Below are 26352 nucleotides of genomic sequence, written 5' to 3' on the forward strand. Positions count from 1 at the left end.
GCGCGCCGCGGGTGCGGCGCGCCGACGTCATTTCTTCTTCTTCGGGATATACAGGTCGGTGATGGTGCCTTCGTAGACCTCGGCCGCCATGCCCACCGACTCGCTCAGCGTCGGATGCGGGTGCACCGTCAGACCGATGTCGGCCGCCTCGCAGCCCATCTCGATGGCCAACGCCAGCTCGCTGATCAGATCGCCCGCGTGCGGGCCGACGATGCCGGCACCGATGATGCGGTGGGTGTCCTCGTCGAAGATCAGCTTGGTGAAGCCTTCGGTACGGTCGATGCCGATGGCGCGGCCCGACGCCGCCCAAGGGAACTTGCCGACGCCGACCTTCAAGCCCTTTTCCTTGGCTTCGCGCTCGGTCACGCCGACCCAGGCGATCTCCGGGTCGGTGTAGGCCACGGACGGGATCACGCGCGCGTCGAACTGGCTCTTCATGCCGGCGCAGACTTCGGCCGCGACCTTGCCCTCGTGCGTGGCCTTGTGCGCCAGCATCGGCTGGCCGACCAGATCGCCGATGGCGAAGATGTGCGCCACGTTGGTGCGCATCTGCCGATCGACGGCAATGAAACCGCGCTCGGTCACCTCGACGCCGGCCTTGTCGGCGCCGATCTTGTTGCCGTTCGGGCTGCGACCGATCGATACCAGCACGCGGTCGAAGATGCTGCCTTCCGGCTGATCGTCGCCCTCGAACGTCACCTTGATGCCGTTCTTCTGCGCCTTGGCCTCGACCACCTTGGTCTTCAGGTGAATGCCCTTGTAGCGCTTGGAGATGCGCTGCTGCAGCGGCTTGACCAGATCTTTGTCCGCGCCCGGCATCAGCTGGTCCATCAGTTCGACCACGGTCACCTCGCTGCCCAGCGCGGCATACACGGTGGCCATTTCCAGACCGATGATGCCGCCGCCGACGACCAGCAGCTTCTTCGGCACGTCGGCCAGCTCCAGCGCGCGCGTGGAATCCAGAATGCGCTCGTCGTCCCACGGGAACATCGGCAGCTTCACCGACTGGCTGCCGGCGGCGATGATCGCCTTCTCGAAGCGGATCAGTTTCTTGCCATCGGCGCCCTCGACTTCCAGTTCGTGCGGCGACACGAAGGTGCCGGTGCCCTGCACCGTGCGCACCTTGCGCTGCTTGGCCATGCCGGACAGGCCGCCGGTCAGCTTGCCGACCACCTTGTCCTTGAAGTCGCGCAGCTTGTCGAGGTCGATCTTCGGCTTGCCGAAGCTGATGCCGTGCGCGGCGATGGCCTCGGCTTCCTCGATCACGGCGGCCGCGTGCAGCAGCGCCTTGGAGGGTATGCAACCGACATTCAGACAGACGCCGCCCAGCGAACCGTACCGCTCGACCAGCACCGTGTCCTGATCCAGATCGGCCGCGCGGAACGCGGCAGTGTAGCCGCCGGGGCCGGAACCGAGCACCAGCACCTGGCAGGTGATGTCGGCCTTGCGACCGGTCTCGGAAGCGGCCGAAGCGACCGGCGTCGACGCCGGCTTGTCGGCGGTCTTCGCCGGTGCGGGTGCGGGTGCGGGCGAAGGTGCGGAACTCGATGCAGGCGGAGCGTCCTGCGCATCGGACGATGCGCCTTCCTCGACCTCCAGGGTCAGGATCACCGAACCCTCGGCAACCTCGTCGCCTTCCTTCACTTTCAGCTCGACCACCTTGCCGGCCGCCGACGCAGGCACTTCCATCGTCGCCTTGTCCGATTCCAGCGTGATCAGGCCCTGCTCCTTCTCCACCCGGTCGCCGGGCGCCACCAGCACCTCGATGACGGGCACCTGGTCGAAGTCGCCGATGTCGGGAACCTTGATCTCGATGGTCTTTGCCATGCCTGGAATCCTTACTTTTTCGCGTTGCCGCCGCGGGCGGCGTGGGGATCGTCTGCGCTCGACGGGGCGGGCGACGCCTCGGCGATATCGCGTTCGACATCGCGCACGGCGTCGTTGCCGTGGCGATGTCCGGGTTCGTTCGCATCGCGGTCTTCGCGCGCGCGCTCGGCGTCCTCGTCCTCGGGCGGACGACGCCAGGTGCGCACGTGCAGGTCGCGCTGCGGGAAGGGAATCTCGATCTCGTATTTTTCCAGCGCCGTGTGCAGCGCCCAGTAGTAGGCCGCCGTCACCGCGCCCGGCCGACGCGTGGCCTCGGCGTTGAGCCAGACCACCAGCTTGAAGTCCAGCGAGGAATCGCCGAAGCCGGTCAGCCAGACCTGCGGCGCGCGCGGACCCTCGTTGGTCAACGTGAACGGCACGTCCGCGGCGGCCTCCAGTGCGGCTTTCTTCACCAATTCCTTGTCGGTGCCGTAGGCGACGCCGAAGCCCACCTTGATGCGCCGCGAGACCTCGCGCAGCGTCCAGTTGACCACGCGGCCGTTCACGAACTCCGAGTTCGGCACCAGGATGTCGATGTCGTCGTTGGTGGTGATGCGGGTGGCGCGGATGTGGATATCGCGCACGTGGCCGTGCACGCCCGAGGCCAGCTCGACGAAGTCGCCGACCTTCAACGTGCGCTCGAACAGCAGGATCAGGCCGGAGACGAAGTTGTTGAAGATCGCCTGCAGACCGAAGCCGAGGCCCACGCCCAGCGCGCCGGCGAACACGGTCATCTTCGCCATCGGCACGCCGGCCGCGGTCAGCGCCACCAGGATGCCGATCACCATCAGCAGGTAGTGCACGACCCGCTCGATGGTGTAGATCGAGGACTGATTGACGTTCTGGTGACGGCTTCCGTAACGACGCAGGACAAACCGGATCACCCAGGAGCCCACGATGAACAGCAAGAGCAGCAACAACGCGATCAGCAATTTGCCGGCCGTGAAATGAATGCCGGCAATTTCGTGCTTCTGATTCAGCCAGTCGCCAAGCTGATCTACGCCGTGCTGCACCGCCTTGGGCGCATCGGGAATCATCGATTTGGGTTGGCCGAGCCAGGCGAGCATCTCGATCACATCACAGCAGCATGCGACGGATGTCGCCCAGCGTGCGGGCCAGGAACGCGGCGAAACGCGCGGCGTCGGCGCCGTCGATGACGCGATGGTCGTAGGACAGCGACAGCGGCAGCATCAGGCGCGGCTGGAAGGCCTCGCCGTCCCACACCGGCTGCATCGACGAACGCGACACGCCGAGGATGGCCACTTCCGGCGCATTCACGATCGGCGTGAACGCGGTACCACCGATGCCGCCCAGCGACGAGATCGAGAAGCAGCCGCCGGACATCTCGGCCGGACCCAGCTTCTTGTCGCGCGCCTTCTTGGAAATCTCGCCCAGCTCGCGCGCCAGGTCCAGCAGACCCTTCTGGTCGCAGTCGCGGATCACCGGCACGACCAGGCCGTCCGGCGTGTCCACGGCGATGCCGATGTGGAAGTACTTCTTCAGGATCAGCGTCTCGCCGGAAGCGTCCAGCGAGGCGTTGAACTGCGGGAATTCCTTCAGCGCCGCGACCACCGCCTTGATCATGAACACCAGCGGCGTGACCTTGAGGCTGTCGTTCTCCTTGGCCAGGCGCTTGCGGAAGGCTTCCATCTCGGTGATGTCGGCCTGATCGTGCTGGGTTACATGCGGAATCATGGCCCAGTTGCGCGCCAGGTTGGCGCCGGAAATCTTCTTGATGCGCGAGAGCTTCTTTTCCTCGATCTCACCGAACTTGGCGAAATCGACCTTGGGCCACGGCAGCAGGTCCAGCCCGTTGCCGCCACCGGCGCCGCTGCTCGGGCGCGCGCCGGAAGCCAGCGCATGCTTGACCCACGCCTGCACATCCTCGCGCTGGATGCGGCCCTTGCGCCCGCTGCCCTTCACCTGCCCCAGATCCACGCCCAGCTCTCGCGCGAAGGCGCGCACCGCCGGACTGGCGTAGGGCGCATCGCCCGGCATCACCACGCTGGCGTCGAACGGTACCGGCGGCGTGCGGGTCTCGCCGGCGTCGGCCGGGGCCGCGTCGCGGGCGCTTTCGGCGGCAGGCGCCGGCGCGGGCGCTTCGGCCTTGGCCGGCGCAGGCGTCGGAGCCGGTGCGGGCGAAGGTGCAGGCGCGGGCGCCTCAGCCTTCTCTTCACCGCCGCTCGAAGCGCTGTCGTCGGCCGGCTCGTAGGTCGCGATCACGCTGCCTTCGGCGACTTCGTCACCCTCGCTGACCTTGACCTCCTTGATGACGCCGGCGCCGGGCGACGGCACCTCCATGGTGGCCTTGTCCGATTCCAGCGTGACCAGCCCCTGGTCCTTCTGCACCGAATCACCCGGCTTCACCAGCACTTCAATGACGGGCACGCCATCGAAATCACCGATATCCGGTACGCGAATTTCCTGGACTTGGGCCATGGGTCCTCCTGGCGGGGTTGAGCTAAACCGGTGATAACGCCGGCGAACGTGGGGGGAACAGCCATGATATGACGAATCGGCGCGCTTGTTTCACCTCGCACGTCGATTCCGGGCAAAAAAGGCGCTCCCGAACGACGAAAATCGACGACTTCAGAGCTTGTCGGCATCCAGTTTGCGTACGTTGAGGTCACGCTGCGGGAACGGGATCGAGATGCCTTCGGCATCGAAGCGCTCCTTCACGGCGCGCACGAAATCGGTCTGCGTGGCCCAGAAATCGGCGGCCACGGTCCAGCCACGGATCACCAGGTTCACGCTGCTGTCGCCCAGTTCGGTGGTCCACACGCCCGGCGCGGGATCGTCCAGCACGCGCTTGTCGGCCTTCAGCAGATCGCGCACCGCGTCCATCGCCTTGCCGATATCGGCTTCGTAACCGATGCCGACCGCGACCTCGAACCGGCGCGTGCCGCGAGCGTTGAAGTTGATCACGGCATCGCCGCCGACCTTGGCGTTGGGAATCACCACGTCGCGACCGTCCGGCGCGATCAGCCAGGTCTGCATCAGGTCGATGCGATCGACCGTGCCCATGTACGAACCCACCTGCACGAAGTCGCCGACCTTGAACGGCCGGAACATGATCAGCAGCACACCCCACGCCAGGTTCGACAGCGAACCCTGCAGCGCCAGACCGACCGCCAAGCCGGCGGCGCCCAGCACCGCGACAAAGGAGGCCGAGGGAATGCCGGCCGTGCTCAGCGCGGCGATGATCACCATCACCAGCAGCAACCCGAACAGCACGTTGCGCAGGAACGACACCAGGGTGATGTCGACCTTGGCGTGATTCATCGCGCGCCGACCCATGTTAGCCAGCCGGCCGGCGATCCAGATGCCGATCACCAGCACCAGCAGCGCGACCACCAGCTTGAAACCGTAGGTCTTGATGTCGGCGGCCAGATGATCCGGCAGACCGAAGCGATTGAAGAAGTCCTGCATCACTTCACCCTCTTGCGCAGTGAAATAAAGCGTCAGGTTACCATCGCGGCGTTTGCGCCCCGGCGAATCCGCCGCGCATTCGGTCGCAAGGCGCGCTTCCGGTACATTGACGGTTCATTTCCACGACCGCACGACCATGGGCAAACCCCGCGCACCCGTCGACCCCGATCGCGTCATCGCTCCCGGCACCGTCGCCGCCAAGGGACAGTCCGGCGACGCCAACGCGCTATGGCGCTACGAGAAGCACCGCCGCCAGAACCTGCAGGCCACGCCGGGGCCGCATGCGGTGGCGCTGGTGTTGGACCGGCTGAAGGCCGACTTCAACGTGCCCAAGATTTTCCGCAGCGCCGAGGCCTTCGGCGCGCACGCGGTGCACTTGGTCGACGTGGGGCCGTTCGACCCCGCACCGGCCAAGGGCGGCTTCAGGCACGTGCCGGCGAAGTTCCACGCTCGCTTCGCGGATTGCGCCGCTGCGCTGGAAGCGGACGACTTCACGCTGGTCGCGCTGGAACCGTTCGCCGACGAAGTGCTGCACGAGATTGAACTGCCGCCGCGTTGCGCCTTCGTGCTCGGTCACGAGCTGCACGGCCTGAGCGACGAGGCGCGGGCGCAGAGTGGCGCGCGCTTCGTGCGCATTCCACAGTGGGGCGCGGTGGACAGTCTCAACGTCGCCGTCGCCGCTTCGGTCGCGCTGTACGAATACGCGCGCCAGCACGGCACGCCGACCCCGCCACCGCGGCGCAACGCGCAGCGCTGAGGTCGCGCCTCAGGCGCGCTTGGCGGAAGCGAAGCGCTGCACCACGTCCGTCGCGCCCAATCGCCAACCCAGCCAGGCCAGCACCGGCACCGAGATCGCCTTCAGACCCAGGCTGATCAGCGTGGTGCGGTTGACCTTGTCGATCAGCGCACGCGCCAGATCCGGGTACGGCGACTGCGCCAGCAGGTCAACGCTCGCATGTTGGAAGCTCTGCCACTGCGCGAACAGATGCACCCCGCTGGCCAGCGAGTACGCCGCCAGCACGAAGGCCAGCCAACGCAGCACCGGTCGCGCGCGGGCACGCCACAGCAGCACACCGGCCGCCGCGCTCAGAGTCAGCCCCGCGGCCAGCACGTACACCGCATCCCACGCCAGCATCCAGCGCATCCGCGACGCCTGCTCGGCCGGTGCTTGACCCATCAGGTGCATCAGCCGCCAGGCATGCATCGCGTACTGCAGTACGCCCCAGGCCGTCAGCAGAAGCACCAGCCAGACGACGATGCGCAGAAGAAACAGGGAACGATGATTCATGGAATCGCGGGGACGGACGACCAAGGGCCTGTCAGTCTACCTGCTCGCGGCGCACGCCTCCGGATGCCCACGAAAAAGCCGGCAGACCCTGCGGCCTGCCGGCTTCTTTGCAACGTCCCGGCGAGCGTGCGCACACGCACCCCGCCGAACGGACATCAGCGACGCGAGATCGTGAAAGCGCCGACGTCGACGCCCAGATCCACGCCCTCGCCGGTGCCGGCCAGCGCCAGCGACACGGTGCCCTTGGTCAACACCTGCGCCGAGCCGGACTTGACCACGCCGGCATGCGCCTGGGCCTGGGCGTAGCGGCCGAGCACGTCGTTGATCGTGTGCACGTCGGTGAACTTGCCCTTGCCGTTGTCGATGTGCCACTTGCCGGCCGTCAGACCGCCGCCCTTGACGGCGATCTTCACCGGCATGCTGGTGCCGTTGGCGCAGGTGACCACACCCTTGCCTTCGGCATGCTTGTAGATGATCGACCAGCCGGTCATCGAATAGCTCAGCTTGCAGTCCAGCGTCGGCTTGGCGGCCATCGCCGGCACGGTCAGCGCCGCGCAACCCACCAGCACCGCACCCATCAGCATCGAACGTCGAATATTCATCGTGTACCTCCTTGCGTTGGTTCAACGTGGAACGCGAACCAGTCTCTGCGGGCCTCGATGAATCGCGGCAAAAGCCCGTATGATCGTGTTCAGCCGGCATTTTGCGGCGCTCGCAGCGTGCGTTCGGGCGCCCATGAACGCATAATACCTGTCATGACAAGTATTGGAGGCGTCATGAGCAAGCACTACCTCGTGGGTTACGACGGTTCCGTCTCGGCGGACCGCGCTTTCGACTTTGTCGCGGAGCAGGCGCGTCACGACGGCGGTCGCATCCGCGTCGTCGCCGCCCTGCAGATGACCGACGGCGGTTCCGACACCTGCGCGATGATGATGACCGACCAGGGCGCGCGCAAAGCGCACGAACTGCTGGACGCGCTGAAATCCCGCGCCGCCGATCTCGGCGGCCGCATCGACACTGAAGTGGTCTACGGCAGTCCCGGCGACGTGCTGCTGGCGCAGGTCGCCGCCCACGGTATCGATCACATCATCGTCGGCCACACCGGTCGTGGCGTGCTGGCACGCTGGCTGATCGGCTCGGTCTCGGACGACATCCTGGCGCGGGCACGCGTGCCGGTCACGGTCGTGCGCTGACCGCGATACCGGCTCTGGTCTTCAGCGGCCATGCGTGGCTATGCTAGATGTAACAAGAATGTCACACCGTCCCCGGTGAACACTCGGGCGCGGGAAGTGCGCGCATGGAGATCTGCCCGATGCAAGACGCCTATTCGCTGCCCTGGAAACTCGAGGACATCGACTTCACGCGCTTCGACGCCGAAAAGGCGCGCGCCGACGAAGACCTGATCTACCTGATCTGTGCCTCCTCGTTCATCGAGAGCGGCTCGGACCTCTACACCAAGAACCTCGTCGAACACTATCAAGGCGACGAAGCCGTGCAGACCTGGCTGCGCGATCACTGGGAACACGAGGAACTGCAGCACGGCCGCGCGCTCGCCACATACGTACGCCACGCCTGGCCGGACTTCGACTGGGACAGCGCCTTCGCCGACTTCTTCGCCGAATACGGCGCGGTGTGCACCAGCGAGGAACTGGAATCGCGACGCGGCCTGGAACTGGCCGCCCGCTGCGTGGTGGAAACCGGCACCGCGAGTTTGTATCGCGCCATCCACACGCAGACCGAGGAGCCGGTGCTCAAGCAGCTTACCGAGTACATCAAGAGCGACGAAGTGCGTCACTACAGCCACTTCTACAAGTACTTCCGCGAGTACGAGGCGCGCGAGCGCAACGGCCGCTGGCGGGTGATGCGCGCGCTGTATCGGCGTCTGATGGAAATCCGCAACGAGGATGGCGACATCGCCCTGCGCCACGTGTTCGCCTACCGCCGCCCGGAAGTGAATGACGACCCGGCCGCCTTCAAGGCCGCCAGCGAGCGTGTCTACGGATTGGTACGCAAGCACCTGCCCGCCGAGATGACGGTGAAGATGCTGCTGAAGCCGTTGAATCTTCCGCCCAGGCTCAACGCCTCGCTACAGACGCCGCTGACCAGGCTGACCGAGCGGTTCGTGCTGCACTGAACCGCCGCGGCACAGCGAGGACATGGCCTGCCCTCGCCGTCGCGACCGGACCGATCATTTCTTCTTCGGCAACGGCTTCCAACTCGACGGATCGAAACCGCCGACCTCGAATTCGAGGTCGCGCTCGCCGGTGCCCTTCATGTCGACCTTGATGTGCACGATGGAGGCTTTTTCCATCTTCGCGATGAAAGCCTTCTCGTCACGGAACATCAGCGCGGGACGGCCGCCCTGCGGCACGTAGGCCTTGAGCTTGACCGTGGTGTCGTCGAACGTCACCGGCACCGTGCAGTCGCCCTTGCAGACGAAACCCTGGCTGCCGTCGGCGTACAGGAACACGCTCAGCCCCCAGTCGCTGTGCCGACGCAGGATCAGGCGCAGATCCAGCGCCGCCGGACGGCTGACGCTGATGGCTGCCGTGCTCTGGGTACCGCCGGCCATCGGCGCGACCTGATACACCCACAGACGCTGCAGACGTTCCTTGGTCGCCTTGGCCTTGGCCTTGGCGCGCAGATCGTCGAGCTGCGGTTTCACCTCGGCCGCGGCCTTGGTGCCGGGATACTTGGACACGATCTCCTCGCCCAGCGGCACGGCCAGGCTGTAGCTCTTCATGTCCACCATCTTCCGGTACGTGGTCAGCGCATCCTGCGCGCTTGCCTCCATCGCCGCCTTGCGCGCCGCCGCCTGCTGTTCGGGCGTCGGCCCCCTCGAACAGGCGCCCAGCGCCGCCAGCATGACCACCAGCGCCGCCATGCGGCGGCTTGTCCCGTACTTCATCGCATGCGCTCCACATCGACGGCCATGCCGTCAGTCGCGCACCAGTGTATCGACTGACTGGCCGTTCTTCAGCGACTCAGGCGCTTTTCCCACCCGTCGCGGACGGCGCCGCCGGGCGCGCGCGGACTTCGACATCGCCGCGATGCTCCTCGGCGTCCTTGAGCATGTCGAGATTCAACGGGCGGATGCTGCGAATCTGGCAGGGAACGCCACCGAGATTCCCGAGCGGAATGACCGAGTCGAAGTTCGTGCTGACCTGCTCCATCCGCGAAGTGATGGAGATGGCCGGCGCGTATTGCAGATCCGGGCAAGGCGGCAGTTCGAGCAGGTAGGCCCGCTTCGGCGTCACGTAGGTCACGACCTGATGGTCGCTGATTGGATCCCACGCGTAGAACCCGTTGAGCGAGTTGAACTGGAAGGTCGACACCGGAGCACCGGCCGCGGCCTCGAACCGAGCCACGCGCGCGGGATCGTTCTTCACCCTCGGCACATTCGCGCAGGCCGCAAGGGAAACCAGAATCGCCGCTGAAATCAGAAGTCGCGCTTTCATGAACGTGCCCTCGAAACCCATCCACCCGATGCCATCATTTGACCGCCGCCGCAATCGCAAGTTCAGGCGACGTCCTCGGTACGCAGGCTGTCGTTGTCGATCACGAAGCGATAGCGTACATCGCCTCGCATCATACGCTCATAGGCTTCGTTGATCTGCGCGATGTCGATCACCTCGACGTCCGCCGCCACACCGTGCTCGGCGCAGAAATCCAGCATTTCCTGGGTCTCGCGGATGCCGCCGATCAACGAGCCGGTCAGGCGCTTGCGTCCGCGGATCAGCGAACCGGCGCTGAGCGCCTGCGGCTCCGGCAGGCCGACCAGCACCATCGTACCGTCGCGCCGCAGCAGCCCCAGATAAGCGTTGTAGTCGTGCGCCGCCGACACCGTGTCGAGGATGAAGTCGAAACGGCCGGCATGCTCCTTGAACATGCTGTCGTCGCGCGTCGACAGGAAATCGTCCGCGCCCAGCGCCAGCGCGCTGTCGCGCTTGCTCGGCGAATGGCTCAGCACGGTGACGTGCGCACCCATCGCCTTGGCCAGCTTCACGCCCATGTGGCCGAGTCCGCCCAGGCCGACCACGGCCACCTTGTCGCCCTTGCCGACGTCGTAGCGGCGCAGCGGCGAATAGGTGGTGATGCCGGCGCACAGCAGCGGCGCGGCGCGGTCCAGCGGAATGCCTTCGGGCACGCGCAGCACGTAGTTCTCGTCCACGGTGATGCGGGTCGAGTAGCCGCCCCAGGTTGGCCGGCTCTTGTCCAGCTTGCCGTCGGTGCGCTCGTAACCGTTGTAGGTGACGCTCATGCCTTCGCTGCAGAACTGTTCCTCGCCTTCCAGGCAGGCTTCGCAGTGACGACAGGAATCGACGAAGCAGCCCACGCCGACCACGTCGCCGACCTTCCAGCGTTCGACCTGGTCACCGACTTTGGCCACGGTGCCGACGATCTCGTGGCCCGGCACCATCGGAAAGATGCTGCCGCCCCAGTCGTCGCGCGCCTGATGGATATCGGAATGACAGACGCCGCAGTAACGGATGTCGATGAGCACCTCATGCGCGCCGGGTTCGCGGCGCTGGATGGCGAACGGCGCCAGCGGTTCGGTGGCGGACGGTGCGGCCCAGGCGGGAGTCTTCAGCATGGATCGGCTCCTGTATGTCGAAACAGCTTTTGAATTAATATACCGAGCGGTCCAGCCTATCACGACCACCGCCCCGCTCTCTGTACCCAAGCCCAACACATGACCCACGACGCCCCCGCGAACGCCGCGCCGCTTCGCGCGTATCCCGCCTTCGTGCATTTCTGGATCGCGCGCATCGCCTCCGGTTTCGGCTTCCAGATGCTGTCGGTGGCCGTCGGCTGGCAGATCTACGCCCTCACCGGCAACGCTTTCGACCTGGGCCTGGTCGGCCTGGTGCAGTTCGTGCCCTCGCTGCTGCTGGCGCTGCCGGCCGGACACATCGCCGACCAGTTCAACCGCCGGCGCATCGTGGTGACGTGCCAGAGCCTGGAATGGATCGCGATCGCCGCGCTGGCGCTGGGCAGCTGGCAGGGCTGGCTCAACGAGACCGGCATCCTGACGCTGCTGTTCGTCATCGGCCTGGCGCGGGCGGTGGAATTCCCGACCCGGCAGGCCATGGTGCCCGGCCTGGTGCCCGCGCCCGTGCTGCCGCGAGCGATGGCGATGAACGCCTCGGCCATGCAGGTGGCGATGATCGCCGGACCGGCCGCCGGCGGCTTTCTCTACGTCGCCGGACCGGATGCCGTGTACGCCACGGCCGCCCTGCTGTACCTGATCTCGATCGTGCTGCTGGCGCGCCTGCGCTACGACCATCGTCCGCCGCGCCGCGAGCCGGCGACGCTGAAGACCGTGTTCGCGGGCGTCGGTTTCATCCGCGCGCGGCCGGCCATCCTCGGCGTGATCTCGCTGGACCTGTTCGCGGTGCTGCTGGGCGGCGCGACGGCACTGCTGCCGATCTTCGCGCGCGACATCCTGCACACCGGCCCGTGGGGCCTGGGCCTGCTGCGCGCGGCGCCGGCGGTCGGCGCACTGCTGATGTCGGTGTGGCTGGCGCGGCACGCGCTGCAGCGCCGCGTCGGCATGATCATGTTCGCCTCGGTGGCCGGCTTCGGCGTGGCCACATTGGTGTTCGCCCTGTCGCAGATGCTGTGGCTGTCGCTGCTGGCGCTGGCCGCGCTGGGCGCGTTCGACATGGTCAGCATGGTGATCCGCGGCGCGCTGGTGCAGCTGGACACGCCGGATGCGATGCGCGGCCGCGTCAGCGCGGTCAACTCGATCTTCATCAACACCTCCAACCAGCTCGGCGAATTCGAGTCGGGCATGCTGGCAGCCTGGCTCGGCGCGGTCGGTTCGGCGCTGATCGGCGGCCTCGGCACCCTGGTCGTGGTCGGCCTGTGGATGTGGATGTTCCCGGTACTGCGCAAGCGGCAGACGCTGGAGACGCCGGACGAGGAAAACGTCGCCGACGCGGCGCGCTGAGCCGCGCCGGCCATCCGATGACGGCGGGTTCTTGCCGGATCGCCGTCTGCGTGTGCACTATCGACCGATCCGGCCGTCTGCGAGGCGTGCCGGCTCCTCCACCCCGGCGAGACTCCCATGAATCTTCGATTCCTTCTCCTGTTGCTTCCTGCATGGGTGCTGGCCGCGCCCGCATATGCGCAGACACCGTCCGCGCACGGCCCGCGCGTCGAAATCCAGTTCACCGCCAAGGCGCACGCCGCGCCGATCACCGGTCGCGTCTACGTGGCGATCAGCCGCAACGACAAGCAGCCGCCGATCCGTCAGGTCGAGATCACCGGCACGCCGCTGTTCGGGCACGACGTGAACAACCTCAAACCCGGCCAGACCGCCGTGATCGACGCCAGCGACTTCGGTGCGCCCGTCGCTAGCCTCGCCAAGCTGCCGGCCGGCGACTACTGGATGCAGGCTTTCGTCAACGTCTACACACGCTTCCCGCGCGCCGACGGCCACACGGTATGGCTGCACATGGACCAATGGGAAGGACAGGACTGGCGGCGCTCGCCGGGCAACCTCTATGGCGAGCCGGTGAAGGTGCATTTCGATCCGCGCTCCAGCACGCCGATCCGTCTGGTCGCCGACCAGGTCATCCCGCCGATCAAGGTGCCCGCCGATACCGAATACGTGAAGCGCTTCCGCATCAAGAGCGCGATTCTGAGCAAGTGGTGGGGGCACCCGATCTATCTCGGCGCGACCGTGCTGCTGCCGCGCGGCTACGCCAGTCACCCGAACGTGCGCTACCCGGTGATCTACGACCAGGGCCACTTCTCGCTGCGTGCGCCGATGGGTTTCGACTATCCGAAGTACGGTTTCCACGACTACTGGTTGGCGGATGGCACGCCGCGCTACATCGTCGTCACGCTGCAGCATCCCTCGCCCTACTACGACGATTCGTACGGCGTGAATTCGGCCAACAACGGCCCCTACGGCGATGCCATCCAGAAGGAACTGCTGCCGGCCATCGCGCAGCGCTTCCGCACCATCGAGCAGCCCTGGGCGCGCATCCTCACTGGCGGCTCGACCGGCGGCTGGATCGCCGCGGCGATGCAGGTCTTCCACCCGCGCTTCTACGGCGGCAGCTTCGCGCTGTGTCCGGACCCGCTGGACTTCCGCTACTTCCAGATCGTCAACATCTACAAGGACCCCAACGCCTACTACATCGACGACGGCTTCATGCGCGTGGAGCGCCCGGCCTCGCGCAAGCCGGACGGCAACATCATGTCGATGATGAAGGACGAGAACCATTTCGAGCTGGCAGTCGGCGACCATTCGCGCTCGGGCGGCCAGTGGGACATCTGGGAGGCCACCTTCGGCCCGGTCGGCAAGGACGGCTACCCGCAGCGCATCTGGAACAAGCGCACCGGCGTGATCGATCACCAGGTCGCCGCGTACTGGAAGCAGCACTACGACCTGCGCCACATCCTGCAGTCGCAGTGGTCGACGCTCGGCCCGCTGCTGGCCGACAAGCTGCACATCTACGTCGGCGCCGCGGACACGTTCTATCTGAACATGGGTGTGCACATGATGGAGGATTTCCTGAAGACAGCGCGCGATCCGGCGTTCGGCGGCAGCGTCACCTACCAGCCGATGGCGCCGCATTGCTGGGGACCGAAGGGTGGCGAGCTGATCCAGGACATCACGCGTTACGTCGACACGCACGCTCCGAAGGACGCCGACCTGCGCAGCTGGCGCTACTGACCGACCATCCGCGCACCCCGAAGACACGCCGCCGCATCGCCTAGTTGCATGCGGCGGCGCATCATCGTCCATGGGGAACGGATCACCACAGACGGCGCAAATAAGACCGGGAAGAAGCAGTAACGCGTGGACTCAGGCGCTGCGCTTGATGTGCCCGCGATCGCCCTGCGCGTTCTCGCCGGACAATCCGTCCTTGCGCTTGCGCAGGGCGCTGACACGGCGTAGCCAGGCCAGCGCGTGCGCGGCCGGGTCCTGTTCGCCGTGGAGGATGATGTCGACGGCCTCGTCGCCATCCAGCAGACGCACCGCCGCCGGCTTGCCGTCGGCCTCGAAATTGCGCTGCGCGATCATGTTGGCGAACTTCACCGCGCTTTCGCACTGCATGAAGGCGCCCACGAACTCGTCGTGATGGCGGACGGACCAGACTCCGTCCTGGCAGGCGATCGTGTAGACGACTCGTTGCATCATGGCGTGCACTGTTCCATGCATGGGTGGGCCGGCGGGCTTCCGTGCCGCCGGCTCGCCGTTTTGCCGTGTTCCGCCGCTCTCCCAAACATCCTGTGGGTGGACCTACGGTCAGCTCATCCAAGCCAGGAGCGCCGGAACGGGTTCAGTGTCTCGATCCACGCGGCGCGTGTCTGCCGGACGACCACGCCCTCGCGTGTAGGCGAAGCCTCACACGGCCGGCAAGCAAACAAAAAAAGACCCGGCGCGCCAGTGGCTTGCCGGGTCAGTATAGATTTTGCCTTTTTTCGGGACTGTTACACCGATAACGGATTCGGCTTGTCGACGTCGAGCTTGTACTGCTTGATGGCCCGCGTCACGTCCTTGGCGTTGACCGCGCCGTCGCGCGCCAGCGCGGCCAGGGCCGCGTGGGCGATCCAGTAGCGGTCGACCTCGAAGAAGCTGCGCAGGTGCTCGCGGGTGTCGCTGCGACCGTAGCCGTCGGTACCCAGCACTGTGTAGCGCTTGCCGTCCGGCATGAAGGCGCGGATCTGGTCGGCGAATTCGCGCACGTAGTCGGTGGCGGCGACGACCGGGCCTTCGCGATCCTTCAGGCACTGCGTGACGTAGGCCTCGCGCGACTGCTTGGCTTCCGGATGCAGGCGGTTCCAGCGCTCGGCATCGAAACCGTCGCGGCGCAGCTCGACGAAGCTGGTGCACGACCAGATATCCGCCTCGACGCCAAAATCGTTCTTCAGCAGCTCGGCCGCGGCGATGGCCTCACGCAGAATCGTGCCCGACCCCAGCAGCTGCACGCGCGGGGTGTTTTTCTTGGTCTTGCCGACGTCCTGCAGCAGGTACATGCCCTTGAGCACGCCATCCTCGCAGCCCTCGGGCATGTCCGGATGCGCGTAGTTCTCGTTCATCACCGTGAGGTAGTAGTACACGTCCTCCTGCTCGGCCAGCATGCGACGCACGCCGTCCTGCAGGATGATCGCCACCTCGTAGGAGAAAGTCGGGTCGTAGGCCTTGCAGTTGGGAATGGTGCCAGCCAACAGATGCGAATGGCCGTCCTCATGCTGCAAACCCTCGCCGTTCAGCGTGGTGCGGCCGGCGGTGCCGCCGATCAGGAAGCCGCGCGAACGCATGTCGCCCGCGGCCCAGGCCAGATCGCCGATGCGCTGGAAGCCGAACATCGAGTAGTAGATGAAGAACGGCAGCATCGGCTGGTCGCTGATGGAATAGCTGGTCGCCGCCGCCATCCACGCGCTCATGCCGCCGGCCTCGGAGATGCCTTCCTGCAGCACCTGGCCCTTGGTGTCCTCACGGTAGTACAGCAGCTGGTCGGCGTCCTGCGGACGGTACTTCTGGCCGAACGGCGCGTAGATGCCGATCTGCCGGAACATGCCTTCCATGCCGAACGTGCGTGCCTCGTCGGAGACGATCGGCACCACGCGCTGGCCGATCTCCTTGTCGCGCAGCAGCAGGTTCATGCCGCGCACCAGCGACATGGTGGTGGAGATTTCGCGGTCGCCGCTGCCCTTGGTGATCTGCTTGTAGAACTCCAGGTCCGGCGCCTTGAAGGTCTTGCTGGACGCGCCGCGGCGCTGCGGCAGCGCGCCGCCCAGCGCCTTGCGGCGCTCGAGCATGTACTGCACTTCCTCCGAGTCCTTGCCCGGGTGGTAGTACGGCACTTCTTCCAGCTTGTCGTCCGGCACCGGAATGTTGAAGCGGTCGCGGAAATGGCGCACCGCGTCGAGATCCAGCTTCTTCTGCTGGTGCGTCGGGTTCTGCGACTCGCCGGCTTCGCCCATGCCGTAGCCCTTGACCGTCTTGGCCAGGATCACGGTCGGCATGCCCCCGGTGTGCGAGGCCGCGTGGTAGGCCGCGTAGACCTTGTGCGGATCGTGGCCGCCGCGATTCAGGCGCCAGATGTCGTCGTCCGAGAGGTTGGCGACCATGGCCTTGGTCTCGGGGTACTTGTTGAAGAAGTGCTCACGCGTGTAGGCGCCGCCGAAGGCCTTGCAGGCCTGGTACTCGCCGTCCAGCGTTTCCATCATCAGCTTGCGCAGCACGCCCTTGTCGTCGCGCGCCAGAAGCGGATCCCAGTAGCTGCCCCAGACCAGCTTCAGCACGTTCCAGCCGGCGCCGCGGAACACGCCCTCCAGTTCCTGAATGATCTTGCCGTTACCGCGCACCGGGCCGTCCAGGCGCTGCAGGTTGCAGTTGATGACGAACACCAGGTTGTCGAGCTTCTCGCGGCCAGCCAGCGAGATCGCGCCCAGGGATTCCGGCTCGTCGCACTCGCCGTCGCCCATGAAGCACCAGATCTTGCGGTCGGTCTTGGGCATCAGGCCGCGGTGTTCCAGGTACTTCCAGAACTGCGCCTGGTAGATGGCCTGGATCGGGCCCAGGCCCATCGACACCGTCGGCACCTGCCAGTAGTCCGGCATCAGCCACGGATGCGGGTACGAGGACAGGCCCTGACCCTTGCCGACCACTTCCATGCGGAACAGGTCCATCTGCTCGGCGCTGAAGCGGCCTTCCATGAACGAGCGCGCGTAGATGCCCGGGCTGGAGTGACCCTGATAGAACACCAGGTCGCCCGGGTGATCCTCGCTCGGCGCGCGCCAGAAGTGGTTGAAACCGACGTCGTACAGCGTCGCCGAGGAGGCGAAGCTGGCGATGTGCCCGCCCAGGCTGCCCGGCTTGCGGTTGGCGCGCACCACCATCGCCATCGCGTTCCAGCGGATCAGCGAGCGGATGCGCCATTCCAGCGCGGCGTCACCGGGGCTCTTGGCCTCCATGTGCGGCGGAATGGTGTTGACGTATTCGGTAGTCGGGTCGAACGGCAGGTAGCCACCGGCGCGACGGGTGGCGTCGACCATGCGGTCGAGCAGGAAATGCGCGCGCTGCGGGCCGTCGGCGGTGATGACCGCGTTGAGCGAATCGATCCATTCCCGGGTCTCGGTGGGGTCGAGATCCTGGTCGAGGATGTCCTGCATCTGATCCATCGAATTTCCTCCGCGGTGCGTCCGTGGGGATCGGGCGCCCGCTGCTGTCATACGGGGACGGCCGCGCACACGATGTGCACGGCGAACTCATCAAGTTTACCGCTCGCGACCAAATGCGCCAACGTAACGACCGTTTGAACGACGTTCGGCGCTGTTTCAGCCCTCGCCGCGGGCCATGTCGGCGCGGATCTGCGCCTCGACGCAAGCAATGGCCGTCATGTTGACCACGCGCCGCACCGTCGCCTGCGGCGTCAGCAGGTGCGCCGGCTTGGCCACGCCCATCAGGATCGGGCCGATGGTCACGCCGTCGGACATGTGCCGGGTCATGTTGTAGGCGATGTTGGCCGCATCCAGGTTCGGGAACACGAACATGTTGGCCTTGTCGGTCAGGTTCGAGTTCGGGAACAGGCGGTTGCGGATCTCCGGCTCCAGCGCCACGTCCGCCTGCATCTCGCCTTCGACCTCCATACGCGGCGCGCGCGCGCGGATCAGCTCCAGCGCGTCGCGCATCTTGCAGGTGCCGGCGGTCTGCCGGCTGCCGAAGTTGGAATGCGACAGCAGCGCGATGCGCGGCGTGATGCCGAACATCTTCAGGCGCATCGCCGCCATCAGCGTGGATTCGGCGATCTGCTCGGCGCTGGGATTCTCCTCGACGTAGGTGTCGAGGAAGAAGAACACGCCCTTGTCGGTGGATACCGCCGACATCGCCGACGCGCCCTGCGCGCCGTCGTCCAGGCCGATGATGTCGGTGATGTAGCGCAGTTTGCGATGAAAATGGCCGACCAGTCCGCCGATCATGGCATCGGCGTCGCCGCGCTCGACCATCAGCGAGGCGATGGCGATGCCGCGCGAACGCACTACGGCCTTGGCGTGCGCCGGGGTGACGCCGCGACGCTCCATCAGGCGATGGTAGTGCTGCCAGTAGTCGTCAAAGCGCGGATCGGAGTGGATGTTGCACAGCTCGAAATCGCGTCCTTCCTTCAGACGCAGACCGGCGCGCTCGATGCGCTGCTCGATGACGTCGGGACGACCGATCAGGATCGGCCACGCCAGGCCTTCGTCGACGATGGTCTGCGTCGCGCGCAGGATGGTGTCTTCCTCGCCTTCGGCGAAGGCCACGCGCTTGAGGTCGGCCTTGGCGCGGTCGAACACCGGCTTCATGGTCAGACCGGTGCGGAAGACCACGTTCGACAGCTTGTCGCAGTAGGCCGCCATGTCTTCGATCGGACGCGCGGCCACGCCGGATTCCATCGCCGCCTTCGCCACCGCCGGCGGCAGTTGCACCAGCAGGCGCGGATCGAACGGCTGCGGAATCAGGTAGTCCGGGCCGAAATGCGGCACCTGGCCGCCGTAGGCGCGCGCCGAGACATCCGACGCCTCGCGCCGCGCCAGTTCGGCGATGGCGTGCACGCAGGCCACCTTCATGGCTTCGTTGATGACCGTGGCGCCGACGTCCAGCGCGCCGCGGAAGATGTACGGGAAGCACAGCGCGTTGTTGACCTGGTTCGGATAGTCCGAGCGGCCGGTGGCGATGATGCAATCCGGCCGGATCGCGCGGGCGTCTTCCGGAAGAATCTCGGGTGACGGGTTGGCCAGCGCCAGGATGATCGGCTTGTCGGCCATGCTCTCGACCATCGCCGGCTTCAGCACGCCGCCGGCGGACAGGCCGAGGAAGATGTCCGCGCCCTCGACGATCTCGCCCAGCGAACGCTTGTCGGTGTCGCGGGCGTAGCGCTGCTTGTCCGGGTCCATGTTGTCGCGACCGGTGTACAGCACGCCGTCGCGGTCGACCGCCAGGATGTTCTCCGGCTTCAGACCCAGCGACACCAGCATGTCCAGACAGGCGATACCGGCCGCGCCGACGCCGGCGGTGGCCAGGGTTACGCCCTCGATCTTCTTGCCGGTCACGTGCAGCGCATTGATGACCGCCGCGCCGACGATGATCGCGGTGCCGTGCTGGTCGTCGTGGAACACCGGAATGTTCATGCGCTCGCGCAGCTTCTTCTCGACGATGAAGCACTCGGGCGCCTTGATGTCTTCCAGGTTGATGCCGCCGAAGGTCGGCTCCATCGAGGCGATGATGTCGACCAGCTTGTCCGGGTCGGTCTCGTCCAGCTCGATGTCGAACACGTCGATGCCGGCGAATTTCTGGAACAGCACGCCCTTGCCTTCCATCACCGGCTTGCCGGCCAGCGGGCCGATGTTGCCCAGCCCCAGCACCGCGGTGCCGTTGGAGATCACCGCCACCAGATTGGAGCGCGCGGTCAGCTCGGCGGCCTGGCCCGGATCGTCGACGATGGCCTCGCAGGCCGCCGCCACGCCAGGCGAATAGGCCAGCGCCAGATCGCGCTGATTGATCAGCGACGTGGTCGGCGTGACCTTGATCTTTCCGGGAGTGGGCTTGCGGTGATACTCGAGCGCGGCCTGCGCGAGTTCCTTGGAAATGCTGGACATTAAGAGTGGACTCTGACGGCGGGAGCCATGGCCATGGAGGACCGGAAGCGCCCATGCTAGCCACCTGCCTGCCACGCGGCAACGCATGACTGCATGGATGCGTGGCGATGGACCAGGGCGGGCAACGAATGCCGTCCCGCGTGTTCGCGCGGATACCCGTAGGCGAGACGCGTTTTCGCGTCCTGCACCTGCGTCGGGCGGCTTGTAGCGGAAGCGTGGCTAACGATGCCGTTTCAACGCGACCAGGCGCGTCCTGAGCCAAGCCGGAAGCGGCGCACTCGATCCGTGCTCCAGCGACACCACGGCGCGCCGCGCATCGGCGCGCACGTCCGCTGCGCCGCATCGCGCGCGCAGCAGTTGGTAGGCCAACCACCAGCGTCGATCGACGTCATCGACCGGCGGCCGCTGCATCGACTCGATGTCGGGGACCCGGCAGCGTCCCCGGTCGCTGGCGCGCAACGCCCGGGCAATGCAGATCCAGCGGCGCAGCGCCGTGGGCGCGTCCGGCGCGTTGCAGTCGACCACGCCCTGCTGCAGCAGGGCCGCGTCCGCGTCGCCCTGGAGCAACTCGAACTGGAGCAACCCCACGAATGGCGACATCGTGTCGTGCCGGCCCAGGAAGCCATTGCCGATATCCATGCCGATGCGCCGCGCCTCGCGCGCGGGAGCCAGCGCCTGTCGCGTCTGCCCACTGCGGTAGTAGGCCAGAGCCAGCCAGTAGTCGGTCAAGGCCACGTTATGGCCGGGCTTGTCGCCGTACGCGCGCTTGGTCTCGCGCAGAATGTCCTGCAACGCGCCGATAGCCTGCCGGGCGCGCCCTTGCTCCACCAGCACCTCCGCCGCATTGCTGCGCACCGTGAGCGTGGTCGGGTTCGTCGCGCCGAAGATCGCCGTGTAGGCGCGTACCGCCGCCTCGAAGTCGTGCTCGGCTCCCTCGAACTGTCCGGCATCCCACCGGGCCAGCCCCAGTTCGTTGTCGGTGTTGGCCAGATCCGGTGCGTCCTTGACCGGTTCATAGGCCCGCCGGGCCTGCTCCAGCCAGCGAACGGCGTCCAGAGGCCGGTGGTCGATGTCGGCCGCCGTGCCGAGCACACGCAGTGCGTACCCGTAGGCATGCCGGTGCTGCCGCCAGTGCACGCGCAACCGCTGCACGACGTCCCGTGCCATGACACTCGCCTCGGCGGGATGGCCGGACTCCGCGAGCTGTTCTGCCAGACCCGTGCGGATGTGTGCATGCAAGGGCGTGAGCGGCCCGCGGATGCCGCCCAGCAGCGCATCGGCATGCCGGAGCATTTCGAGGGCCTGTCGGGAGTGGTCCCTCTCGTACGCCACCCAACTCCTTACATCCAGGGTATCGGCATAACCAACCGGATCGTGCACGGCGCCACGCGCGTACAGCCGCAGGGCGGCATCCAGGGTCTCCTGCGCATCCTCGTACTTGCCGCGCGCGCGTTGGCTGAAGCCGATGACGCGCAACAACTCGGCCCGGGTCGCCGGCGCCAGACTGCGATCGTCGCGAATGCTCCTCGATCCCATGCGCAGCAGCACCGAGGCGGGCGGATCACCGGCAACACGCCCCGGATCGGTGCGTTCCAGCAATGTGACGAGCACCTCTTTCACCGCCACCGCGCGCTGCGCCTGCTGCTTGGCAGCGACCGCCTGCACATGCGCGCGGCGCGCCTGCCAGATCGTGGTCGCGAAACCGATCAGCAGCGCAGCGGCCACAGCCAGGGACGCCACAACCGCCAGACGATTACGACGTATGAACTTGCGCGCACGATAGCGCCGGCTCGGCGCACGCGCAGCGATCGGACGCTCGTCGAGCCAGGCACGCAGGTCGACACTCAACGCCTCGATCGAGGCATAACGCCGCTCGGGTTCGCTGCACAGCGCCCGGAGCACGATCGTGTCGAGATCGCCGCGCAGCAATCGTGTCCGCGCATCGCGACTGCCCTGCGCATTTCGCACGGCGCGCGACGGCGCCAGGCATTCGGCCCCGCAATCGTGCTCGCGCGGCCCCTGACCGGTCAGCAGCCGATACAGCAGCGCGCCCAGGCCGAACACGTCGGCGGCCGTGTTGACCGGCTCACCGGCCAATTGCTCAGGCGCGGCATACTCCGGCGTAACCGCACGCCAGACCGTGCGCGTCGCTTCGGAGAGGCGATCGTCGAGCAGGCGACCGATACCGAAATCCAGCACACGCACATGCCCCTCCGCATCGACCAGCACGTTGGAGGGCTTCAGGTCCGCATGCACGACCAGATTGCGGTGCGCGTAGGCGATGGCGGCGCACACATCCAGCATCAACTGCACGCGGGCGCGCAGGTCGAATTCGCGGCGGTCGCACCAATGGTCGATGCGCTCACCCTCGACCTGCTCCATCGCCAAATAGGGCGTGCCGTCGTCCGCTGCGCCGGCCTCGTACAGATGTGCGATATGCGGATGATTCAGCCGCGCCAGGATCGCCTGCTCGCGCCGGAAGCGCACCAACGCCGGGTGCGTCAGCGCACCGACTGGAAGAAGCTTGATCGCCGCACGCTGCAGAGTCGCGTCTTCGCCGCGCCGCGCCAGCCAGACCACCGACATACCGCCGCGTCCCAGCTCGCGCTCCAACGTCCAGTCGCCGACCCGTCGTCCGGCCAGACACACCGGCTGCCACGCATGCGCATCCGCGCTCGGACGGTCCAGCACGCCGGCCGCGGCATGCGCGCGCAGCAGGCGACGCACGCAGGCCTCGAGATCCGTGGCCAGATGCATGGCCTTCAGCGCCTCGTCGCGTTCCGCCTCGGACAGATCGAGTAATCGATCCAGCATGGCATCGGCCTGCTCCCAGAGTTCGTCTTCCGGGCGTTCCATCGCGATCCCTCCTGATCCGGATCAGGACTCCGCGGACAACCGCGCGTGCAGGAAAGCCCGCGCCCGCTCCCATTCCCGCTTGGCGGTGCGTTCGGAGCATTCCAGCAGTTCGCCGATCTCGGCGAACCCGAAGCCCGCGAAATAGTGCAGTTCGACGATCTCCACCTGACGCGGCCGGCGCACCCGCATGTGCTCCAGTGCCTGGTCCAGCGACAGCACTTCCACGTCCGCATCGGTGCTCGGCGCCAGACGCTCGGTCAGCGTGATCTCGCGCTGCGGACCGCCGCGCTTGAGCGCATTGCGCCGGCGAGCCGCGTCGACCATGATGCTGCGCATCGCGCGCGCCGCGCAGGCGAAGAAATGACGCCGGTCGTTGAGCGACAACGTGTTGCCTCCGGTCAGTCGCAGATAGGCTTCGTGCACCAGCACCGTCGGCGTCAGCGTGGCCGACGATCCGTGCATGCGCCCCCGGGCCATGCGCAGCAGTTCCGGATACAGCGCTGCGAACACATCGGAAAGACAGTGCGGCTCACCCTCCCGCGCGCGCACCAGCAACTGTGTGATGTCGGCCATGCCCTCCCCCTTGACGACGGGAACACCTCCAACCCCGCCAGCAAGTCTACAACCGGGATGCCGCCACCACGAATCGCTCGTGGCCATGCCGTCGCCGCCGGTCCGCCGTCCTGCAACGGCGGTCGACGGACCGGTCTGCACGAGACGTCTACAGATCCACGCCGAAGCCGACGCCCGCGGAACTCTCGGAGCCGCTAGCCGTGGCGCCGAAACTGAAATGCACGCGCTTGCCCACGGATGTGCCGTAGCCCACGGACAAGGCAGCCTTGCCGCCGGAGAAACCGACGCCCGCCGCCAGACGACCGTGGTGGCCGGCCCCGGCCGCGTTGATCGCCATCTGCGTGGACGCCGCGCTCATTGCGCTGATGCGTGCCATGCGCCGATCGACCTGGTGGAAACGATCATCGACCTGGCTGCGGAAGCGATCGAACACGGCCGGATCGCCGCCGGTGGCCAGCGTGGCGATCTGCGAATCGGTATAGGCCTGGGCCGCAGCCAGCGTGTTGGCATCGCCATGGTCGGCGATCTGTTGCGTCTGACGCACGTTCACGGCATCCGTCGGTGCGGTGCCGTCGGCCACGTTGGTGACCTGCCGTTCGCTGCCGGCCGCGCCGACCGAGACCGTGTTGTCGCGATCGGCGACCGACATTGAACCCAGCGCCACCGCATTGACCCCGATCGCGTGGCTGTTGTGACCCACCGCCACGCTACCGTCGGACTCAGCGCGGCTGTTGGCACCCAACGCCGCGCTGTAGTCGCCGCTGGCGCTGCTGATCGCGCCTGCCGCCACGGCCCCTGCGCCGGTCGCGGCACTGCGATGGCCGAGCGCCGTGCTCATGCCCGCGGTCGCCCGGCTCTGACTGCCCATCGAGGTGCTGTGCTGGCCTTCGGCATCGGCCTGCATGCCGATCGCGGTCGCGCCCAGCTGAGTCGCCTGGACGCCCTCGCCGGCGTCATAGGTACCGTTGCCGTTGGCGTCGAACCAGCCGCCGATGGCGACGCTGCCGGCATTCTGCGCGATGCTGTGCGAGCCCACCGCTACATCGCCGGTGTCGCTGGCCAGGGCGGCGTGACCGTAGGCGCTGGTCTCGATGGCGTCGGCATGCGCGCCGGTGCCGACCGCAGTGCTGGCGTTCCCGTAGGCGCTGCTGTCGAAGCCGCCGGCGAAACTGACGTCGCCCTGCGCGCTGCTGAACGCGCCGATCGCGGTGCTGCTGCTGCCGGTGGCGCCGCTGACGAAACCGATCGACGTGCTGTTGTATCCCTGCGCCACCGCGACGGGTCCCATGGCCACGGCATGATCACCGCTGGCGATCGTCTGCTCACCCACGTCGACCTGACCGTTGCCGTTGGCGTCGTACCAGCCGCCCACGGCCACGCTGTTGGCGCCGGAGGAGACGCTCAGGGTACCCAGCGCCGTACTGCTGACGCCGGTCGCATGCGAAGCGGCGCCGATGGCGGTGGCATAGTTCTTGTTGGCGAGCGTGGTTTCGTTGGTATCGAGGTAGCCGTCGCCATTGAAATCGATCCAGTTGCCCACCGCCATGCTCGACGCACCGGTAGCTGAACCACCCGATCCGATCGCCATGCTGTGCAGCCCGGTGGCGTAGTTCTCGCGACCCAGAGCGATGCTGGAATTGCCCGAGGCCGTGTTGCCCTTGCCGACGGCGACGGCGTAGTCGCTCGACGTCGAATTCTGATTGCCCAGCGCCGTCGAATAGGAACCCGACGCCGTGTTCTCGTCGCCCGCAGCCGTGGCCACATTGCCGCCGGCCGTGTTGTTGCGTCCGCACGCCACCGCATAGGTACCGCCCGCGGTGCTGCCGCCTCCCGTCGCATCCGTGAGCTGGCAGACCTGCCCGGCCCACGCCGGCCCTGCCCCCACGCACGCCAGCAACGTCATGCCGGCCAGCGCCCGCCGAATGGTCGATACATCCTTCATGTTCGTCTCCTCGCTTGATCCGGTTGGATCACCGTCGAATTCGTGCGTGCTCAGCACGCCCCCGACCGGATAAACGCAATCGACGAACAAACCGCGCCACCGGCATGCGCCCTCCCACACTTGTTTTCCCGCGATGGGGTGGCACGATCCGTCGCGGTTCGACGTTTTCCGGTACAGACACCTGCGCACGGAGAGACGCCGATGAAACACCTCGCCCTTTCATGGATCCTGACCAGCTGCCTGCTGGCTTCCTGCAGCACACGCGCTGCAGACACCTGCCTTGTCGGCACCTGGAAAGCGCAGGGCAACGGCACGGCCACATGGATGGCTCGCCACATGCACGGCATGCGTTTCGACATGGGAATGCGCGAGGGCGAACTGCACCTGCTGGCCGACGGCCGTTACGAATCGCGGGTCCGGCTCGACGCGAAGGCGTCCATGGACAGTGGCGAAAGCGCGGCCACCCACGGCCTGATGTCGGTCCGCTCGCGCGGACGCTGGCGCGCGCAAGAGGATCAGCTGACCCTGCAGCCGCAATCACAACGGGCACGAGGCGCCATCGACTACGTCACGCAGTCCGGACACCGGCTCACGCGCCCGATGCCGACCCCTGCTTCCGGCGCGATGCACATGCGCTACACCTGCCGCGGCGACACGCTGGTCACCCGCAAGCGCTTCCCCGGCATCGCCGACCCGATGATCCAGCGCTACGCACGCGTGCGCTGATGTTCCGCACGCCTTGCCGATATCAGGCGAGCGGGAAAACGGGGAGCGATGCGCCGTTGCGAAAGCCTAG

Annotated in this window: 21 protein-coding genes; 6 read left to right on the top strand and 15 right to left on the bottom strand. The window is 66.7% G+C overall.

The window, feature by feature from the left end; genetic code table 11:
• Positions 1 to 27: 27 nt before the first annotated feature.
• The 4 genes from lpdA to LF63_RS13585 form a co-directional block, all read right to left on the bottom strand.
• Positions 28 to 1827, bottom strand: coding sequence for a dihydrolipoyl dehydrogenase (gene lpdA, locus LF63_RS13570; protein ID WP_043102647.1), 1800 nt, complete (start codon positions 1825 to 1827; stop codon positions 28 to 30).
• Positions 1828 to 1838: 11 nt separating this feature from the next.
• A complete protein-coding gene (locus tag LF63_RS13575) occupies positions 1839 to 2933 on the bottom strand; it encodes a mechanosensitive ion channel family protein (protein WP_043103939.1) in 1095 nt (364 codons plus the stop codon).
• A 10-nt stretch (positions 2934 to 2943) separates the two neighbouring features.
• Positions 2944 to 4305, bottom strand: coding sequence for a dihydrolipoyllysine-residue acetyltransferase (locus tag LF63_RS13580; RefSeq protein ID WP_043102649.1), 1362 nt, complete (start codon positions 4303 to 4305; stop codon positions 2944 to 2946).
• Between the two features lie 150 nt (positions 4306 to 4455).
• Complete coding sequence (locus tag LF63_RS13585; RefSeq protein WP_043102650.1) at positions 4456 to 5295, bottom strand: mechanosensitive ion channel family protein; 840 nt, start codon at positions 5293 to 5295, stop codon at positions 4456 to 4458.
• 136 nt (positions 5296 to 5431) lie between these two features.
• Between LF63_RS13585 and LF63_RS13590 the strand changes: the two genes are divergently transcribed.
• Positions 5432 to 6052 carry a TrmH family RNA methyltransferase gene (locus tag LF63_RS13590; protein ID WP_081945231.1) on the top strand — a complete coding sequence of 207 codons (621 nt, stop codon included), beginning with the start codon at positions 5432 to 5434 and terminating at the stop codon, positions 6050 to 6052.
• A 9-nt stretch (positions 6053 to 6061) separates the two neighbouring features.
• Here the strand turns inward: LF63_RS13590 and LF63_RS13595 are convergent, their stop codons facing one another.
• A complete protein-coding gene (locus LF63_RS13595) occupies positions 6062 to 6583 on the bottom strand; it encodes a hypothetical protein (protein ID WP_043102653.1) in 522 nt (173 codons plus the stop codon).
• Positions 6584 to 6738: 155 nt separating this feature from the next.
• Entirely contained in the window at positions 6739 to 7185 is a 447-nt protein-coding gene (locus LF63_RS13600) for a hypothetical protein (RefSeq protein WP_043102655.1), read from the bottom strand.
• A gap of 174 nt (positions 7186 to 7359) precedes the next feature.
• Between LF63_RS13600 and LF63_RS13605 the strand changes: the two genes are divergently transcribed.
• Positions 7360 to 7776, top strand: a complete 417-nt coding sequence (locus tag LF63_RS13605) for a universal stress protein (RefSeq protein WP_043103943.1) — start codon at positions 7360 to 7362, stop codon at positions 7774 to 7776.
• 119 nt (positions 7777 to 7895) lie between these two features.
• Positions 7896 to 8717: a ferritin-like domain-containing protein gene (locus LF63_RS13610; RefSeq protein ID WP_043103945.1), complete on the top strand. Its 822-nt coding sequence runs from the start codon at positions 7896 to 7898 to the stop codon at positions 8715 to 8717.
• 54 nt (positions 8718 to 8771) lie between these two features.
• On the opposite strand, the gene LF63_RS13615 is transcribed toward LF63_RS13610, so the two are convergent.
• The 3 genes from LF63_RS13615 to LF63_RS13625 form a co-directional block, all read right to left on the bottom strand.
• The gene (locus tag LF63_RS13615) at positions 8772 to 9491 is read right to left on the bottom strand and encodes a pepsin/retropepsin-like aspartic protease family protein (protein WP_043102658.1); all 720 of its coding nucleotides are present in this window, start codon (positions 9489 to 9491) and stop codon (positions 8772 to 8774) included.
• Between the two features lie 76 nt (positions 9492 to 9567).
• Positions 9568 to 10041 (bottom strand): DUF6491 family protein, encoded by a 474-nt coding sequence (locus tag LF63_RS13620; protein ID WP_043103947.1) that lies wholly within the window; start codon positions 10039 to 10041, stop codon positions 9568 to 9570.
• A gap of 62 nt (positions 10042 to 10103) precedes the next feature.
• Positions 10104 to 11177 (bottom strand): NAD(P)-dependent alcohol dehydrogenase, encoded by a 1074-nt coding sequence (locus tag LF63_RS13625; RefSeq protein ID WP_043102659.1) that lies wholly within the window; start codon positions 11175 to 11177, stop codon positions 10104 to 10106.
• A 99-nt stretch (positions 11178 to 11276) separates the two neighbouring features.
• Between LF63_RS13625 and LF63_RS13630 the strand changes: the two genes are divergently transcribed.
• The gene (locus tag LF63_RS13630) at positions 11277 to 12536 is read left to right on the top strand and encodes an MFS transporter (RefSeq protein ID WP_043102660.1); all 1260 of its coding nucleotides are present in this window, start codon (positions 11277 to 11279) and stop codon (positions 12534 to 12536) included.
• 117 nt (positions 12537 to 12653) lie between these two features.
• Entirely contained in the window at positions 12654 to 14273 is a 1620-nt protein-coding gene (locus LF63_RS13635; RefSeq protein WP_043102661.1) for an alpha/beta hydrolase-fold protein, read from the top strand.
• Between the two features lie 132 nt (positions 14274 to 14405).
• Here LF63_RS13635 and LF63_RS13640 read toward each other — a convergent pair whose 3' ends face one another.
• The 6 genes from LF63_RS13640 to LF63_RS13665 form a co-directional block, all read right to left on the bottom strand.
• Positions 14406 to 14741 (bottom strand): hypothetical protein, encoded by a 336-nt coding sequence (locus LF63_RS13640; RefSeq protein ID WP_043102663.1) that lies wholly within the window; start codon positions 14739 to 14741, stop codon positions 14406 to 14408.
• Between the two features lie 293 nt (positions 14742 to 15034).
• Complete coding sequence (gene aceE, locus LF63_RS13645; protein WP_043102665.1) at positions 15035 to 17731, bottom strand: pyruvate dehydrogenase (acetyl-transferring), homodimeric type; 2697 nt, start codon at positions 17729 to 17731, stop codon at positions 15035 to 15037.
• 156 nt (positions 17732 to 17887) lie between these two features.
• Positions 17888 to 20185: an NADP-dependent malic enzyme gene (locus tag LF63_RS13650; RefSeq protein ID WP_043102666.1), complete on the bottom strand. Its 2298-nt coding sequence runs from the start codon at positions 20183 to 20185 to the stop codon at positions 17888 to 17890.
• Positions 20186 to 20404: 219 nt separating this feature from the next.
• Entirely contained in the window at positions 20405 to 22876 is a 2472-nt protein-coding gene (locus LF63_RS15350) for a serine/threonine-protein kinase (RefSeq protein WP_235205335.1), read from the bottom strand.
• Positions 22877 to 23062: 186 nt separating this feature from the next.
• A complete protein-coding gene (locus LF63_RS13660; RefSeq protein WP_235205336.1) occupies positions 23063 to 23755 on the bottom strand; it encodes an ECF-type sigma factor in 693 nt (230 codons plus the stop codon).
• A 7-nt stretch (positions 23756 to 23762) separates the two neighbouring features.
• Positions 23763 to 25556 carry a hypothetical protein gene (locus LF63_RS13665; RefSeq protein ID WP_052395119.1) on the bottom strand — a complete coding sequence of 598 codons (1794 nt, stop codon included), beginning with the start codon at positions 25554 to 25556 and terminating at the stop codon, positions 23763 to 23765.
• Positions 25557 to 25757: 201 nt separating this feature from the next.
• Between LF63_RS13665 and LF63_RS13670 the strand changes: the two genes are divergently transcribed.
• Positions 25758 to 26282 (top strand): hypothetical protein, encoded by a 525-nt coding sequence (locus LF63_RS13670; protein ID WP_043102670.1) that lies wholly within the window; start codon positions 25758 to 25760, stop codon positions 26280 to 26282.
• The last annotated feature ends 70 nt before the right edge of the window (positions 26283 to 26352 follow it).

This window comes from Oleiagrimonas soli (assembly GCF_000761445.1).
Taxonomy (GTDB): domain Bacteria; phylum Pseudomonadota; class Gammaproteobacteria; order Xanthomonadales; family Rhodanobacteraceae; genus Oleiagrimonas; species Oleiagrimonas soli.